This is a genomic window from Pseudomonas sp. MOIL14HWK12:I1, from assembly GCF_000510705.1.
In the GTDB taxonomy this organism is placed as follows: domain Bacteria; phylum Pseudomonadota; class Gammaproteobacteria; order Pseudomonadales; family Pseudomonadaceae; genus Chryseomonas; species Chryseomonas oryzihabitans.
Genome location: NZ_KI783307.1, coordinates 171,052 through 187,353, shown reverse-complemented (window position 1 = coordinate 187,353; position 16,302 = coordinate 171,052). Strand labels below are relative to the sequence as shown.

The window sequence follows — 16,302 nt, the reverse complement described above, 5'->3', positions numbered from 1 at the left end:
TGCCTCGCCAGACCGCTGCGGCGACCGCTCGGCCAGGATTAGGCGTAATGCTGGATCTAGGGGCACCCGAGCGATGAGATCAGGGTCTAGCGACAGACTTGGGCACCACCCGCTGGCCAATCGACTCCCGTGCAAACGGAAGCCTGCCGCCAGACCAGGTAAATGCCTTACAGGATACCAGCCCCTTGGGCGGATTTAGCCGTAAAGCTCCTGCTCCAACTCCTTGATCGCCTGCTGATAGCCCGGCTTGCCACCGAAGGCCTTGACCAGCTCCACAGGTGCGCCGATCCGATTGAAAGGATCGAGCTGCAGGATCTTGATGTCTTCGATGTGCTCGATACCGGTGTCTGCATACTTGTCGAGCAGAGCCTCCAGGACCTGCCGTGCAGCACCCGAATACTTGGCGAAGTAGTTGCGCTTCTTCACCTGTTCGGCGCGCTCCTTGCGGGTCAAGGGTGGCTGATCGAAGGCGATATGGCAGACCAGGTCGAAAGGATCGAGCGTCTGCCCGCGCTTGGCTTCGATCTCTTCCGCCAACGCCTCCCACATCACGCCTTGGGCAGCCATCTCGTCGATGATGGCTTTCTTCTGCTGCGTAGCGCTCCAGCGCTTGAGAAAGTCGTCCAGCGACGCGAACTGCTTCTGCACGCAGGTACGGGTGTAGTCACGCAGGGATTCGGTGATCAGTTTGCCATCCGGCCCGTAGTACTGCACCCGCTCGGCGATGACGGAGATGGGTAGGTTGTCGATGACATACCTGATACGCCTTCTACTACCCTGCTGGCCCTCGCCCTCTTCCTCCTCATCGGGTAGCCAGCCGTCACCATCGATGATGCCGTCTTCCTCCGCTGATGGATTGTCCGGTGGTACGGGAGATTCGCCACCTTCCGGCGCATAGATCACCACAGGCTCACCGTCGAATGCGGGATCAGCGAAGAGCTCGGTAGCTTTCTTGAAGTCCAGGATGGTGAACCAGTACTTACCATACTCTTCGTTGATGCGCGTGCCCCGACCGATGATCTGCTTGAACTCGGTCATGGACTTGATGTGCTGATCGAGCACCACGAGTTTGCAGGTCTGGGCATCGACGCCGGTAGTCATCAATTTGCTGGTGGTGGCAATAACCGGATAACGTTGTTCTGGATTGATGAAATTATCCAGTTCGGCCTTACCCTCCTTGTCATCTCCGGTGATTCGCATGACGTACTTACGGCTTTGCGATACGTGGTCCTTGTTGAGATTGACCAGCGCCTGCCGCATGCGCTCGGCATGATTGATGTCGTCGCAGAAGACGATGGTCTTCTGGTACGGATCGGTTGCCCGGAGAAACTCGGTCACCCTCTGGGCAACCAATTGCGTACGCGCCTCGATCACCAACTGGCGATCCATATCCTTGAGGTTGTAGATCCGGTCTTCGATTAGCTCGCCATTCTTGTCGCGCATCCCCTTAGGTGGGCGCCAACCCTGCAGGTCCTTGTCGAAGTCGATGCGCACCACCTTGTAGGGCGCAAGGAAGCCGTCTTCGATACCCTGTTTCAGGGTATAGCTGTACACCGGATCACCAAAGTAGGTGATGCTCGATATCTCTCGGGTTTCCTTTGGCGTCGCCGTTAGGCCGATATGGGTAGCCCCCGAAAAATACTCGAGAATTTCACGCCAGGCGGAGTCTTCGGCTGCGCTGCCACGGTGGCACTCGTCGATCACGATCAGATCGAAAAAGTCGCGGGAAAACTGCTTATAGACGTTCCGCTCTTCTTCGGAGCCCGTCACCGCCTGGTAGAGCGAAAGATAGATCTCGTAGGACGTATCGATCTGACGCTTGGCGATCTTGGTCATCGCCTGGCTAAAGGGTTTGAAGTCGTTGTTCTTGGTCTGATCGACCAGGATATTGCGGTCAGCCAGGAACAGAATTCGTTTCTTCTGCTTCGACTTCCAGAGTCGCCAGATTATTTGGAAGGCCGTATAGGTCTTGCCCGTTCCCGTCGCCATCACCAACAAGACGCGATCCTGGCCTCTGGCTACCGCCTCTACCGTCCGATTGATAGCGTTGGTTTGGTAATAACGCGGCATCCGCCCAGAGCCATCGTCGTAATAGGGCGCTGCAATCTTCTGTTGAGCCTCGCCGCTCAATCCCTTCCAGTGGCAATAGCGCTGCCAAAGCTCTTCAGGGCTAGGAAACTGGTCTAGGCTCAACTCGGTTTCCACTTGAGTTCCGGTCCCGCTGCGGTCGTGGAAAAGAAAACCATCGCCATTACTGGAGAACACGAAGGGAACATCCAGCGCCTCGGCGTAACCGAGTGCCTGCTGCATGCCAGAGCCGAGGGAGTGTTTGTTGTCCTTGGCTTCGATGACCGCGATGGGCAGGTTCGGCTGGTGGTAGAGGATGTAGTCGGCCCGTCGCGACTCACCCCGACTGTGCAGCTTACCGCGAACGATTATCCGCCCCTTGGTGAAGGTGACTTCCTCTCGCACCTGTCTGTGCAGATCCCAGCCGGCCTTGCCAATCGCGGGGGAAATGAACTTGCTGCAGATATCCCTTTCGGAAAGCGCTTTCTTATCCATGCTTCAGCCTTACGCGAAATCGAACGGCCGTCCTTTGCCAGAGCGGACAGCGAAAGTAACAGGTGCGGCGATCCTTTCTGCGGACAACTCAACACCACACCTAATGCGATGCTGGTCACAATATCTATCCAATCGCCGTCTGGTAAAGGATTGAAAGACTATCAGTCTCGCGGGAAGAACCTCGAGCTCTAGACCAACTTTCCTGGACCTAGCCAGCCGCGAGCGTGCTAAAAAGCGCTGACAACCTCAAAACAATAAGGCCCGGATACGATCCGGGCCTTATTGTTTGCCGCACAAGCTAGAACCAGGGCTTACTGGCTCTAGCCATCACTCCCACTCAATCGTCGCCGGCGGCTTGCTCGAGACGTCGTAGGTGACGCGGGAGATACCGTCGATTTCGTTGATGATGCGGTTGGAGACCTTTTCCAGCAGCTCGTAGGGCAGATGGGCCCAGCGGGCGGTCATGAAGTCGATGGTTTCCACTGCGCGCAGGGCGACGACCCAGGCGTAGCGACGACCGTCGCCGACCACGCCGACGGATTTTACCGGCTGGAAGACGACGAAGGCCTGGCTGACCTTGTGGTACCAGTCGGCCTTGCGCAGTTCGGTGATGAAGATGTCGTCGGCCCGACGCAGCAGGTCGGCGTATTCCTTCTTCACTTCGCCGAGGATGCGCACGCCCAGGCCCGGACCCGGGAAGGGATGGCGGTAGACCATGTCGTAGGGCAGGCCCAGCTCCAGGCCGATCTTGCGCACCTCGTCCTTGAACAGTTCGCGCAGCGGCTCGACCAGTTTGAGGTTCATCTCCTCGGGCAGGCCGCCGACGTTGTGGTGGGACTTGATGATATGGGCCTTGCCGGTCTTGGCGCCGGCCGACTCGATGACGTCGGGGTAGATGGTGCCCTGGGCCAGGAACTTGATGTTGTCGAGCTTGCTGGCTTCGGCGTCGAAGACGTCGATGAAGGTGCGGCCAATGATCTTGCGCTTCTTCTCCGGGTCGGCTTCGCCTTCCAGGTTGGTCAGGAAGCGCTGCTCGGAATTGGAGCGAATCACCTTGACGCCCATGTTCTCGGCGAACATGGCCATCACCTGGTCACCCTCGTGCAGGCGCAGCAGGCCGTTGTCGACGAAGACGCAGGTCAGCTGGTCGCCGATGGCCTTGTGCAGCAGGGCCGCGACCACCGAGGAGTCGACGCCGCCGGAGAGGCCCAACAGCACGTTGGCGCTGCCGACCTGGGCGCGCACCTGGGCGATGGCGTCCTCGACGATGTTGGCCGGGGTCCAGAGGGCTTCGCAGCCGCAGATGTCCTTCAGGAAGCGCGAGAGGATGCGACCGCCCTGCTTGGTGTGGGTCACCTCGGGGTGGAACTGCACGCCGTACCAGCCGCGCTCGTCGTCACCCATGGCGGCGATGGCGCAGCTGGGGGTGCTGGCGACGATGTGGAAGCCGTCCGGCAGCTTGCCGACCTTGTCGCCATGGCTCATCCAGACGTCCAGGCCGAGCACGCCGTCGTCGTCGATGTGGTCTTCGATGCCTTCGAGCAGGCGGCTCTTGCCGACCACGTCGACCTTGGCATAGCCGAATTCACGGATGTTGGAGCCTTCGACCTTGCCGCCGAGCTGCTCGGCCATGGTCTGCATGCCGTAGCAGATGCCGAACAGGGGCACGCCCAGGTCGAACACCGCCTTGGGTGCGCGCGGGCTGCCAGCCTCATGGACCGACTCGGGGCCACCGGCGAGGATGATGCCGCGCGGAGCGAAGGCACGAATGTCGGCGTCGTCCATGTCGAAGGGGTGCAGCTCGCAATAGACTCCCAGTTCGCGCACGCGGCGGGCGATGAGCTGGGTGTACTGGGAGCCGAAGTCGAGGATGAGGATGCGGTGGGCGTGGATGTCTTGGGACATGGCCAGGTCTCGATAGCGCTAGGTTCAGACGATTCGGGGCTGTCTAGACAGCCCCGAATCGCAACGTAGAAACAGGTTGGAAATCAGCCCACGCGGTAGTTGGGCGCTTCCTTGGTGATCTGCACGTCGTGGACGTGGGATTCGGCCATGCCGGCGCCGGTGATGCGCACGAACTGCGGCTTGGTGCGCATCTGCTCGACGGTGGCGCAACCGGTGTAGCCCATGGAGGCACGCAGGCCACCCATCAGCTGGTGGATGATCGCCGCCAGCGGGCCCTTGTAGGGGACGCGGCCTTCGATGCCTTCGGGGACCAGCTTCTCGGCGCCGGAGGCGGAATCCTGGAAGTAGCGGTCGCTGGAGCCCTGGGTCTGGGACATGGCGCCCAGGGAGCCCATGCCGCGATAGGACTTGTAGGAGCGGCCCTGGAACAGCTCGACCTCGCCCGGGGCCTCTTCGGTACCGGCGAACATGGAGCCCATCATCACGCAGTAGCCACCGGCGACGATGGCCTTGGACAGGTCACCGGAGAAGCGGATGCCGCCGTCGGCGATCAGCGGGACGCCGGTGCCTTCGAGGGCGGCGGCGACGTTGGCGATGGCGGAGATCTGCGGCACGCCGACACCGGCGACGATGCGGGTGGTGCAGATGGAGCCCGGGCCGATACCGACCTTGACCGCGTCGGCGCCGGCGTCAGCCAGGGCCTTGGCGGCTTCGGCGGTGGCGATGTTGCCGCCGATGACCTGGACCTGCGGATAGGTCTCCTTGACCCAGCGCACGCGCTCGATCACGCCCTTGGAGTGACCGTGGGCGGTGTCGACCACGATGACGTCGACGCCGGCGGCGACCAGGGCGGCCACGCGCTCGGGGGTCTCGGCACCGGTACCGACGGCTGCGCCGACGCGCAGGCTACCGGCGTCGTCCTTGCTGGCGTTGGGGTAGGCCTTGGCCTTTTCGATGTCCTTGACGGTCATCATGCCCTTGAGGGCGAAGGCTTCGTCGACGATCAACACCTTCTCGATGCGGTGCTTGTGCAGCAGCTCGCGGACTTCCTGCTTGTCGGCGCCTTCGCGCACGGTGACCAGGCGATCCTTGGGGGTCATGACTTCGCGCACCGGCACGTCGAGACGGGTCTCGAAGCGCACGTCGCGGGAGGTGACGATACCGACCAGGTCACGACCGGACAGCACAGGAACACCGGAGATGTTGTGCAGGCGGGTCAGGTCGAACAGGTCGCGCACGCTGGCGTCGGCGTCGATGGTGATGGGGTCCTTCACCACGCCGGCCTCGAAGCGCTTGACCTTGCGGACTTCCGCGGCCTGCTGCTCGACGGTCATGTTCTTGTGGATGATGCCGATGCCGCCTTCCTGGGCCATGGCGATGGCCAGACGGGACTCGGTCACGGTGTCCATGGCGGCGGACACCAGGGGAATGTTCAGCTCGATGCCACGGGTCAGGCGGGTCTTGAGACTGACGTCTTTCGGCAGGACATCCGAATAGCCGGGGATGAGGAGAACGTCGTCGAACGTCAGGGCTTCTTGGCTGATGCGCAGCATGGCGGGCGCTCCCGGGCGGGAAAATTTAGGAGCGCGACATTATACCTGCGCTTGGGGATGGGCGGCAACGGACCTGGACACCAACGGTAAGAGGATTCGATTTACGTGAGAATGACTATCAACATAGAATCGCCGCCACTTTCCCCGCCCCTCTTGAGAACGCCCTTGAACACGCCGCCCAGAGCCCTTCGCCGTTTCGCGCCTTTCGCCTTCAGCACCCTGGCCCTGGCGACCAGTTCGGGCCTGCTGGCCGCGGAAAACGCCAGCCTCGCCCCCATGGACATTTCCGCCCCGGCTACCGAGGCCGACCAGGGCTATCGCGCGACCCGGGCCTCGACCGCGAGCAAGAGCGATGTGCCGATCAAGGAAGAGGCGCAGTCGGTGCAGGTGGTGACGCCCGAGACCATTGGCGATTTCGAGGTGCGCAGCCTGGATGACGCCATGAAGTTCATCAGCGGCGTGACCCAGAGCAATACCCTCGCAGGTACCAAGGACAGCTTCGTCAAGCGCGGCTTCGGCACCAACGCCGATGGCTCCATCCTGCGCGATGGCGTCCGCTCAAGCCTGTCGCACAACTTCGATGCCACCGCCGAGCGCGTGGAAGTCCTGAAGGGCCCCGCCTCTCTTCTCTATGGCGCCTTGGAGCCCGGCGGCCTGATCAATGTGGTCAGCAAGCAGCCGCAATATCAACAACGCACCCGGCTGAGTGGTTCGGCCTACAGCGAAGGCGGCGGTAATCTGGGGCTGGACACCACCGGCCCGATTGGCGATACCGGCCTGGCCTACCGGCTGATCACCGAACGCCAGAGCGAGGACTATTGGCGCAACTATGGCGTCAGCCAGCACACCCTGGTGGCGCCGTCGCTGTCCTGGACCGGCGAGCGCGCCAGCCTTACGCTGGCCTATTCCTACAACGACTACAGCGGCCCGGTGGATCGCGGCACCGTGTTCGTCAACGGCCACCCAGCCAGTGTCGACTACAACAAGCGACTGGACGAGAAGTGGGCCAAGGGCGACGGCATCACCGAAACCGCCAGTGCCCGTTTCGAATATCAGCTCAGCGACGACTGGAAGACCCGGCTGATCTATGCCTGGAACAACGATCGCTACAGCCTGGACTTCGCCCAGCCGATCTCCCTGGCCGCCAACGGTAACCTGCTGCGGACTGCCAATGGCGCCGACTACGACTATGAAACCCAGTACACCAGCTGGGATTTCATCGGCAGTCAGGAGCTGTTTGGCCAGCGTCATGAGCTGCTGATGGGCATCGACCACGAAGAGAACAGTCAGTACCGCGGCAAGACCTACCGCAACAACACGGCCTCGCGCCGCAACATCAATATCTTCGCGCCGGTATACGGCAACCTGGCGGCGCCCAGCCTGCTCAGCGCTGCCCAGAGCGATCAGGATAGCGACCTGGATTCGACGTCCCTCTACTTCAAGGACAACTGGCACCTGAACGATCGCTGGATCCTGGTGCTCGGCGGGCGCTATCAGCAATTCGACCAGTACGCCGCTCAGGGCCTGGGCAACACCCATGTGGTCAACCTGGACAAGCGCGATCATGCCGTGGTGCCACTGGCCGGACTGGTGTTCAAGGCGACCGAGGACCTGTCGCTGTACGGTAACTACAGCCGCTCCTTCGTCCCCAACACCACGGTGGACGACCGTGGTACTACCTTCGAGCCCGAAGAAGGCCGCAGCTTCGAGGTCGGCGCCAAGTACGACCTGACGCCGGGGCTGAATCTGAACGTCGCGCTCTACGACATCGAGAAGAAGAATGTCGTCACCACCAGTAGCGTGAATGGCGTAAGCATCGGCGAAGCCGCCGGCAAGGTCGGCTCGCGTGGCGTGGAAGTGGATCTCACCGGTCGCCTGGCCGAGCGCTGGGACATGATCGCCACCTATGCCTACAACAAGACCAAGGTGCTGGATGATCCCATCAATGAGGGTAATCGCCTGACCCAGGCACCTGAGCACATGGGAAGCCTGTACCTGACCCATCACCTGCAAGTGCCTTCGAACCTGGGCAACTGGCGTCTGGGCGGTGGCGCGCGCTACGTCGGCGAGCGGGCCGGCGATGCGGCCAACAGCTTCTACATGAGCAGCTACACCGTGGCCGACGCCTTCCTGCGCTGGGACCTTCCGGTGACCGGCTACCAGACCCGCCTGCAGCTCAACGTCGACAACCTGTTCGACAAGCAGTACTACCCATCGAGCGCCAACAGCCCGCTGCAGGTGGCAGTAGGTGAGCCGCGGACGGCGCGGTTGAGTGCCAGCGTGAGCTTTTGATCTAAAGGATACGCGTACCTCTTAGCCCTCAGCGTGCGAAAACCGGCCGAGGGCTGAAAGGTGCGATCCCCTCTTCCGGCACCGTCCTTCAGCGCCAACGAATGAGGCATGGTTCACTGACGGAGCGTGGAAAGGCAGGCACTGTCCAGCCCACGTTCGTTTGTTCAAGTCGTTTGCTCTTCTGAGCAAGTTCAGCGAGCGCTCAACCTGACTTTCACCAAGGATGAACGCCATGACTGCCAAGCAACATCCGCTAGACGCTGACCAGACCCTCTCCAATCCATCCGCCGCCTTTGCCAGGGCAGCCCAGGCCGCCGTACCCGCCACGCCGGCCGGTATCTTCGACGGCGTCAGCTACTACGCTTTCCAGAACCAGCCGCGCCTTACCCTCGACATCAATGCTGCCGCGGCCAAGGTCGGTTTCGCCAAGACCTTCGACGCCAACGGCCCGCACTACACGGCAGGCTCGACGTTGAATGAAGTGAGCCTCATCGGTCACTACGAAGAGCAACGAACGCTCCTGGATGGCCATACCCGCGGCACCACACCGGGAGACACCTCGCTGGATTCCAGCATTGCCAAGCTGACCGTCAGCCTCACCGATGTGCCCACCAATGACCTCAACCTGTGGTCTCACGTCGACCTGAGCAACTTCGACGGGCTGCAGACGTTCGACGGCTCCCAGTCCACCGTCGGCCTGTTCATCGACCTGACCAATGCCTACAGAACCGATGGCCCCGACGTGCGTAGCGAGAGCGCCTTTCTCAAGACGGTAACGACCGGTAGCGCGGGCGATTTTCTCTATGTCAGCACCATCGCCGCAGCGGAGTTGGACAGCGTCGCCGCGCTCGGCAATTCCAGGGTGAAGCCGTTGACGATAGACACGAGTGCAGGTGGGGACGATATCTCGGCCTACATCCAGCAGGCCGATATGGTCATCAACGCCGGTGCGGGTGGAGACTCCATCGACCTGTCCATCGAAAAGGGCGTCGCGGCGCACAATGCCACCGTAAGGGGCAACTACGGTCACGGCGCTACCATCACCCTGGGTGAAGGCCGGGACTACCTCATCGTCGACACCCTGGGCAACGGCACGTTGGCCAACTTCGATGGCAGCAGCAGCGCCGCCGCCAATCGCTCTCTGGCGGCCAACCACGTAACGATTACCGACTACCAGGCCAGTGAAGACCAGCTCATCTTCGGTTTTTCGATCCAGAAACCCGAGGCGGTCACCACGGTGGAGGATGCGGCTCTGAAGGGCGCCACCAGCCTGTACGGCGCACTGCAACAGGTGGCGCAATCCATGGCCTACAACGAGCGTGCCGCGGTCTTTCACTATGGCTCGGACACCTACGTTCTGCATAACGTGGGCGATACCGGTCAGATCGACGCCGCCGATTCGCTGATCCAACTGGTGGGCATCCAGGATCTGCAGGACGTGGCCGGTACGGTGTCCGCCGGTCCGCGCGGCATAGGCAGCTAGGGCCCGGCACCCGGCCGCGGGATCCCTGCCTGCCCAGGCGTTGGGGTCCCGTGGCTTTCGCGCGATCTGGCGGCTCGGAACAATGGAGGCGACAGCACCGCCGAGAGCGGGCGAAGAAAATCGCCCTGAGCCGGAAAGAGGCAATGGACAGCGGATGTCAGCCAGGTGCTGATGCTCTATCCTAGCCGCCCCGCCACGGGGCCTCGGCCCGCCTGGCGGGCCTCTTTCCGTCTTCGGCCAGTCCCCCTCATGCTCGATCGCCGCACCCTTCTGCACTTCGCCACCGGTACCGTCCTGCTCGCCGGCCTGTCCGGTCGGGTGTTCGCGCGTGCAGCGGTCGTCGATGGCGAGTTCCCGCGGCAGGTGGAGCATGTGGTGGGCAGCACCCTGATCCCGCGCCAGCCCCAGCGGGTGGCCGTGATCTCCACCGGCCAGCTGGACGCCGCCCTGAGTCTGGGCGTGATCCCGGCGGGCACCACCCGGGTGGACAATCGCGAACTGGCGCCCGGCTATTTGCGCACTGCCCTCGCCAATCGCGCGTCTGAGCTGGAGGCCATGGTCGATCTGGGCAGTCGTCAGGCACCGGATCTGGAAGCCCTGGCGCGCCTCGCGCCGGATCTGATCGTGCTCAATCGCACCGTGCTCAAGGCCGGCGGGCTGGAGCTGTTCTCGCGCATCGCCCCCACGGTGGTGGCGCGCGGCACCGGCGGCAACTGGCGACCGGATTTCCTGCTGCTGGCCGATGCCCTGGGCCGCCGCCAGCAGGCCGAGCGACTGCTGGCGGACCTGAATCTTGAGCTGGCCGGCCTGGCGCAGCGCTTCGGCGCCCAGCCGCCCTCCGCCTCCCTGCTGTTTTCCAGCGGCGCGCGACTGCGCCTGATGGGCGCGGATTCCTTTGCCGGCGGCCTGCTGCAAGCCATGGGCGTGACCCGTCCGGCGGCGCAGCGCTTCAAGGGCACCTCGCGGGATGTCAGCGCCGAGTTGCTGGACCTGGCCGACGCCGACTGGCTGTTCTATGCCGAGCAGGGCACCGCCCTGGCCAGCCTGGCGCGACAGCCGCTGTGGCCTCGACTCACTGCGGTGAGCCAGTCCAGAGCCATCCGCGTGGACACCGACGCCTTCTATCTCAACGCCGGCCCCCTCGCCGCGCGCCAGGTGCTCAGCACGGTCGCCGGCGCCCTGGGGGTGACATGACCGCGCCGGTCCGCCCCGCGCCTCTGGCGCAACGAGCATCCGCGGCCCGCGGTGGCCTGGTGCTGGTCCTGCTGCTGATCGTCCTGGCGCTGGCGGTGGTGGCGAGTCTGGGCATAGGGGCGCGGTCGCTGTCGGCGGCGCAGATCCTGCACCTGCTCGTCGCGCCCGATGACTCGACCGACGCCGTGGTGCTCTGGCAGCTGCGCCTGCCGCGCACCCTGCTCGGGCTGCTGGTGGGCGCGGCCCTGGGCCTGGCCGGTGCACTGATGCAGGCGCTGACGCGCAATCCGCTGGCCGATCCCGGATTGCTGGGGATCAATGCCGGGGCGGCCTTCGCCGTGGTGGCCGGGTTGTCGCTGGTGGGGCTGGACGACGCCCCGACGCGCCTGGCCTGTGCCCTGCTGGGGGCGGCCCTGGCCGCCGGCCTGGTCTATCTGCTCGGTGGCAGTGCCCCGGCCCGCGGTCAGCCGATACGGTTGATCCTGGCCGGCATCGCCCTCAGCGCCAGCCTCAACGCCTGCACCGGCATCATCACCCTGTTCGACAGCGCGGTATTCGACAGCTACCGCTTCTGGGCGGTGGGCGCCCTGAGCGGCCAGACCCCGGGCGGCGCCCTCGGCATCCTGCCGTTGCTGCTGATCGGCCTGGCGCTGGGTCTGCCCCTGGGCAGCCGTCTCAATGCCCTGGCGCTGGGCGACGACCTGGGTCGCGCCCTGGGCGCCCGCCCCGGGCAACTGCGGCTGCTGGCCTTCGTCGCCATCGTGCTGCTGTGCGGCGCTGCCACCGCGGTGGCCGGCCCCATCGGCTTTCTCGGCCTGGTGGTGCCCCATGCCCTGCGCCTGCTGGTGGGCGCCGACTGGCGCTGGATTCTGGCCCTGGCGCCACTGGCCGGTGCCAATCTGCTGTTGCTGGCCGATACCCTGGGCCGCCGCGTGGCCCTGCCGGGCGAGCTGGAAGCCGGGATCGTCTGCGCCCTGCTCGGTACCCCGGTGCTGCTCGCGCTGATCATCCGTTCCGCCCGGCGGGTGCGCCCTTGAGTCGTCATCGCTTCGCCCCCCGCCGCTCGGCGCGCTTCAAGGCCTGCCTGTTGCTGCTCCTGCTGGCGGCCATCGGCATCTGCGCCCTGACCCTCACCGGTGGCGCCTTCGCCCCGGCGCCGCACCGGGTGGCGGTCACCCTGCTCGGCCGGGGCGATGCCCTGGCCAGTCTGATCCTGCTGGATCTGCGCCTGCCGCGGCTGCTGGCGGCCTTTGGCGTCGGCGCCGCCCTGGGCGCCAGCGGCGCCATCTTCCAGCGCCTGGCGCGCAACCCCCTGGCCAGTCCGGACCTGGTGGGCTTCACCGTCGGCTCGGCCAGTGGCGCCCTGATCACCCTGCTCTGGCTGCAACTGGGCGGCGCGGCGCTGATGCTGGGCGCCCTCGGCGGCGGCCTGCTGGCCGCGGTACTGGTAGCGGGCCTCGCGGCCCTGGCGGGGATCCGCGGCGAGCGGATGATCCTGCTGGGCATCGCCGTCAGCGCCCTGCTCGCCTCGCTCAACGAATACCTGCTGACCCGCGCCGAGCTGGACGAAGCCCAGGAGGCCCGGCTCTGGCTGTTCGGCAGCCTGGACATGCTGACTTGGAGTCGCACCCTGACCCTGCTCGCCGGCTGCCTGCTGCTCCTGCCGCTGGCCGCCTGGCTGGCGCGGCGGTTGCGCCTGCTGGAGCTGGGCGACGACCTGGCCCGGGCCCTGGGCCTGGCCGTGCTGCCCAGCCAGAATCTGCTGCTGGCGGTCGCCGTGGCCCTGGCCGCCCTGGCCATCGCCACCGCCGGTCCCATCGGCTTCGTTGCCCTGGCCGCGCCCCAGCTGGCCCGGCGCCTGACCCGCAGCGCCGATCTCGGCATCCTCGCCCCCGCCCTGCTCGGCGCCTGCCTCACTGCCCTGGCCGACCTGCTGGCCCAGCGGCTGCTGGCGCCCTTCCAGATTCCGGTCGGCTTGCTGACCGGCGCCCTGGGTGGCCTCTATCTGATCTTTTTGCTGAGCCGCGAATGGCGGCGGACCTCATGAGCCAAGACGCCCCTTCCAGTCGCCTCGCCGCCCACGGTCTCACCGTCGGCTACGGCGGCCAGCCGATCTGCGCCGACCTCGAGGTGCGGCTGCCCGATGGCCGCTTCACCGTGATCATCGGCCCCAATGGCTGTGGCAAGTCGACCCTGCTGCGCAGCCTGGCGCGGCTGATCCGTCCCAGTGCCGGCGAGGTGCGCCTGGACGGCCGGCTGATCCAGGACCTGCCGACCCGCGAGGTGGCCCGTCGCATCGGCCTCCTACCGCAGAGCGCGGTGGCGCCGGACGACATCCTGGTCAGCGACCTGGTGGCGCGCGGGCGCCATCCCCATCGCCAGGCCTTCGCCGGCTGGACCGATGCCGACGAGCGCGCGGTGCAGCACGCCCTGGAAGCCACCAATACCCTGGAGCTGGCCGAGCGGGCGGTGGACAGCCTGTCCGGCGGCCAGCGCCAGCGCGTCTGGATCGCCCTGGCACTGGCCCAGGAGACCCCGCTGCTGCTGCTCGACGAGCCCACCACCTTTCTCGACATCGCCCACCAGGTGGAGCTGATGGAGTTGCTCTGCCGCCTCAACCGCGAAGGCGGCCGCACCCTGGTGGCGGTGCTGCACGATCTCAACCAGGCCTGTCGCTACGCCGACCACATCATCGCCCTGCGCGCCGGCCGCATCCTCGCCGAGGGCCCGCCGGCGGAGATCGTCACCCCCGAGCTGATCGAGGCGCTGTACGGCCTCAAGTGCGCGGTGATCGAGAATCCCCTGGCGGGTACGCCGCTGGTGATTCCCTACTAGGGCTCGTCCCGGAAAACGCTGCGCGGTTTTCCAGGCTACCGCCAGGGTGGACGACGGCGCCGCCTCGTCCACCGTTGCGCCCCATCTTGTCGGACGACCCCGCAGGTGCTCCACTGGCGATCCAGAACAACAACGGAGCTCGCCATGCATATCGTCATCCCGGACGACTACCAGCACGTCGTCGAAACCCTGGATTGCTATCCCCTGCTCCAGCGCGCCGGGCATCAGGTGACGCTCTATCACGATGCCGAACGCGATCCCAGGGTGCTGGTGGAACGCTTCCGTGACGCCGATGCCCTGGTGCTGACCCGCGAGCGCACCCGCATCGACGCCGAGCTGCTGGCGCACCTGCCGCGACTCAAGCTGATCAGCCAGACCGGCAAGGCCACCGCCCACCTCGACGTGGCCGCCTGCACCCGCCAGGGCGTGGCGGTGTGCGAAGGCAGTGGCTCGCCGGTCTCCACCGCCGAGTTGACCTGGACGCTGATCCTCATGGCCCGCCGCAAGCTCAAGCCGGCCATCGACGCCCTCTATGCCGGGCGCTGGCAGGTCAATCTGGGCGAACGACTGGACGGGCAGATCCTCGGCATCTGGGGCTATGGCAAGATCGGCCAGCGCCTGGCGCGCTACGGCCAGGCCTTCGGCATGCCGGTGCTGGTCTGGGGCAGCGAGGCCTCGCGCGCCCGCGCCGAAGCCGACGGCCATCGCGCGGCGCCCAGCCAGGAGGCCTTTTTTGCCGAGGCCGATGTCATCAGCCTGCATCTGAGATACAGCGAGCGCAGCCGCGGCTGCGTGCGCGCCGAGGACCTGGCGCGGATGAAGAAGAGCGCCCTGCTGGTCAACACCGCCCGCGCCGGCCTGATCGAGCCCGGCGCCCTGCTCACGGCGCTGGAGCTGGGCCATCCCGGCCAGGCGGCGCTGGACGTCTTCGAGCAGGAACCGGTGGCGCCGGACGATCCCCTGCTCGCCCACCCCCAGGTGCTCTGCACCCCGCACCTGGGCTACGTGGAAAAGCACAGCTACGAGCTCTATTTCGGCGAGGCCTTCGCCAACCTGGTGGGCTTCTTCAGCGGCGAACCGACCGGCCTGGCCAATCCGGAGGTGCTGGGGCGGTAGGCTTGGGGGCGCGTGGATCGCGTGGATCGCGTGGATAAGGCTGCGCCGTTATCCACCCTACGCAGCGCTCTGTTGGGCGCAGCGAAATCCGACAACTGCACCCTCACCCCAGCCCTCTCCCAGAGGGAGAGGGGGAAAAGCGGCGCACGCCTCGTAGGTTGGGTTGAGCGCAGCGAAGCCCGACATCCTGCACCCTCACCCCAGCCCTCTCCCAGAGGGAGAGGGGGAAAAGCGGCGCACTCCTCGTAGGTTGGGTTGAGCGCGGCGAAGCCCGACATTGTCCAGGCTTGAACGCTGTTGGACTTCGACGATGAAGCTGTCTCAACCCAACCTACGGCAAGCGCTCCCTTACCGCGGCGGCGAAGGCGGCGGGGGGCTTCCTGGGGGATGTTGTGGCCGCAGCCGGGCAGCACCTCGTAGCGGAAGGATCCGCTGAAGTGCTGCGCTACCCCGGCTTCATCCTGCACCGCAGTGACCCCATCGTCGGCACCGGCCAATACCGTGGTGGGCACGCGGATGGGTGGCTGAGCGGCGAGCCGGCGCTCGATCTCGGCATAGGCCGGATCGTCCGGGGCCAGACCGTAGCGGTGGCGATAGGAGTGGATCACGGTATCGACGAAATCGGGGTTGTCGAAGGCCGCGGCGGTAAGCGCGTAGGTGGCGTCGCTGAAGCGCCAGCTGGGTGACCACAGCGACCAGAGCAGTCGACAGAATTCGCGGCGATGTTTCGCCAGTCCGGCGCGACCTCGCTCGCCATGGAAGTAGTACTGGTACCAATAGCGCAGCTCCGCCGCCGGTTCGGCCGGTTGGGTGGCGGCGGCGGCGATGTCCTGGATCGGATAGCCGTCGCCCAGCACCAGCCCCGCCACCCGCTCCGGCCAGAGGGCGGCGACGATACCGGCGGCGCGACCACCCCAGTCGTAACCGGCCAGGGTCGCCCGCTCCAGGCCCAGGGCGTCGAGCAGCGCCAGGACGTCATGGGCCAGGGCGGCCTGCTGGCCGGAGCGCGGGGTGTCGGCGCTCAGGTAGCGGGTCGCGCCATAGCCGCGCAGAAAGGGCACATGGACGCGGCAGCCAGCGGCGGCCAGTTCATCGGCCACCTCGGCGTAGGCGTGGATGTCATAGGGAAAGCCATGCAGCAGCAGGACCGGATGGCCGGCGTCCGGGCCCTGGACCTGGTAGGCGACGTCTAGGACGCCGGCCTGGATGGAGGTGAGCATGGGGGATCTCCGCCACGGGTGTTGTAGAGCGGAGAGGTGGATCGGCTTGGGAGTTCCCGAGGTGGCAGCGTCGCGTGGAAAACGCTACGCGGTTTTCCACCCCAGGCTACGGCGTCTGAGAGCATCGCGGCCATGGGCCGCT

10 protein-coding genes and 1 pseudogene are annotated in these 16,302 nt (G+C 65.5%); 7 read left to right on the top strand and 4 right to left on the bottom strand.

Annotated elements, in window-relative coordinates; translation table 11 throughout:
- Positions 1–195 precede the first annotated feature (195 nt).
- The 3 genes from hsdR to guaB all read right to left on the bottom strand — a co-directional run bounded on the left by hsdR (position 196) and on the right by guaB (position 6,020).
- Positions 196–2,562: an EcoAI/FtnUII family type I restriction enzme subunit R gene (gene hsdR / locus PSEK12I1_RS0110805; protein WP_027601523.1), complete on the bottom strand. Its 2,367-nt coding sequence runs from the start codon at positions 2,560–2,562 to the stop codon at positions 196–198.
- A 327-nt stretch (positions 2,563–2,889) separates the two neighbouring features.
- Positions 2,890–4,467: a glutamine-hydrolyzing GMP synthase gene (gene guaA / locus PSEK12I1_RS0110800; protein ID WP_027601522.1), complete on the bottom strand. Its 1,578-nt coding sequence runs from the start codon at positions 4,465–4,467 to the stop codon at positions 2,890–2,892.
- Between the two features lie 83 nt (positions 4,468–4,550).
- Positions 4,551–6,020 (bottom strand): IMP dehydrogenase, encoded by a 1,470-nt coding sequence (gene guaB, locus PSEK12I1_RS0110795; RefSeq protein ID WP_027601521.1) that lies wholly within the window; start codon positions 6,018–6,020, stop codon positions 4,551–4,553.
- A 165-nt stretch (positions 6,021–6,185) separates the two neighbouring features.
- On the opposite strand from guaB, the gene PSEK12I1_RS0110790 reads away from it, so the two are divergent.
- The 7 genes from PSEK12I1_RS0110790 to PSEK12I1_RS0110760 all read left to right on the top strand — a co-directional run bounded on the left by PSEK12I1_RS0110790 (position 6,186) and on the right by PSEK12I1_RS0110760 (position 14,940).
- Positions 6,186–8,312 carry a TonB-dependent siderophore receptor gene (locus PSEK12I1_RS0110790; protein WP_027601520.1) on the top strand — a complete coding sequence of 709 codons (2,127 nt, stop codon included), beginning with the start codon at positions 6,186–6,188 and terminating at the stop codon, positions 8,310–8,312.
- Positions 8,313–8,544: 232 nt separating this feature from the next.
- The gene (locus PSEK12I1_RS0110785; protein WP_027601519.1) at positions 8,545–9,795 is read left to right on the top strand and encodes a hypothetical protein; all 1,251 of its coding nucleotides are present in this window, start codon (positions 8,545–8,547) and stop codon (positions 9,793–9,795) included.
- Positions 9,796–10,044: 249 nt separating this feature from the next.
- On the top strand, positions 10,045–10,989 hold the full coding sequence (locus PSEK12I1_RS0110780; RefSeq protein ID WP_027601518.1) for an iron-siderophore ABC transporter substrate-binding protein: 945 nt from the start codon (positions 10,045–10,047) through the stop codon (positions 10,987–10,989).
- A 59-nt stretch (positions 10,990–11,048) separates the two neighbouring features.
- Positions 11,049–12,026: an iron chelate uptake ABC transporter family permease subunit gene (locus PSEK12I1_RS0110775; RefSeq protein ID WP_027601517.1), complete on the top strand. Its 978-nt coding sequence runs from the start codon at positions 11,049–11,051 to the stop codon at positions 12,024–12,026.
- Positions 12,023–13,036, top strand: coding sequence for an iron chelate uptake ABC transporter family permease subunit (locus tag PSEK12I1_RS0110770; protein ID WP_027598299.1), 1,014 nt, complete (start codon positions 12,023–12,025; stop codon positions 13,034–13,036). Before PSEK12I1_RS0110775 ends, PSEK12I1_RS0110770 begins: the two co-directional genes overlap by 4 nt.
- On the top strand, positions 13,018–13,824 hold the full coding sequence (locus tag PSEK12I1_RS0110765) for an ABC transporter ATP-binding protein (RefSeq protein WP_027601516.1): 807 nt from the start codon (positions 13,018–13,020) through the stop codon (positions 13,822–13,824). Before PSEK12I1_RS0110770 ends, PSEK12I1_RS0110765 begins: the two co-directional genes overlap by 19 nt.
- 144 nt (positions 13,825–13,968) lie before the next feature.
- Positions 13,969–14,940: a D-2-hydroxyacid dehydrogenase family protein gene (locus PSEK12I1_RS0110760; protein WP_027601515.1), complete on the top strand. Its 972-nt coding sequence runs from the start codon at positions 13,969–13,971 to the stop codon at positions 14,938–14,940.
- A 368-nt stretch (positions 14,941–15,308) separates the two neighbouring features.
- Here PSEK12I1_RS0110760 and PSEK12I1_RS0110755 read toward each other — a convergent pair.
- Positions 15,309–16,160 (bottom strand): annotated as a pseudogene (locus PSEK12I1_RS0110755) (alpha/beta fold hydrolase); the annotation flags it as partial.
- Positions 16,161–16,302: the final 142 nt, after the last annotated feature.

Excerpts from the sequence above, each read along its gene's own strand:
- hsdR (WP_027601523.1), bottom strand. The coding sequence starts at position 2,562 with ATGGATAAGAAAGCGCTTTCCGAAAGGGATATCTGCAGCAAGTTCATT.
- guaA (WP_027601522.1), bottom strand. The coding sequence starts at position 4,467 with ATGTCCCAAGACATCCACGCCCACCGCATCCTCATCCTCGACTTCGGC.
- guaB (WP_027601521.1), bottom strand. The coding sequence starts at position 6,020 with ATGCTGCGCATCAGCCAAGAAGCCCTGACGTTCGACGACGTTCTCCTC.
- PSEK12I1_RS0110785 (WP_027601519.1), top strand. The coding sequence starts at position 8,545 with ATGACTGCCAAGCAACATCCGCTAGACGCTGACCAGACCCTCTCCAAT.
- PSEK12I1_RS0110780 (WP_027601518.1), top strand. The coding sequence starts at position 10,045 with ATGCTCGATCGCCGCACCCTTCTGCACTTCGCCACCGGTACCGTCCTG.
- PSEK12I1_RS0110765 (WP_027601516.1), top strand. The coding sequence starts at position 13,018 with ATGGCGGCGGACCTCATGAGCCAAGACGCCCCTTCCAGTCGCCTCGCC.
- PSEK12I1_RS0110760 (WP_027601515.1), top strand. The coding sequence starts at position 13,969 with ATGCATATCGTCATCCCGGACGACTACCAGCACGTCGTCGAAACCCTG.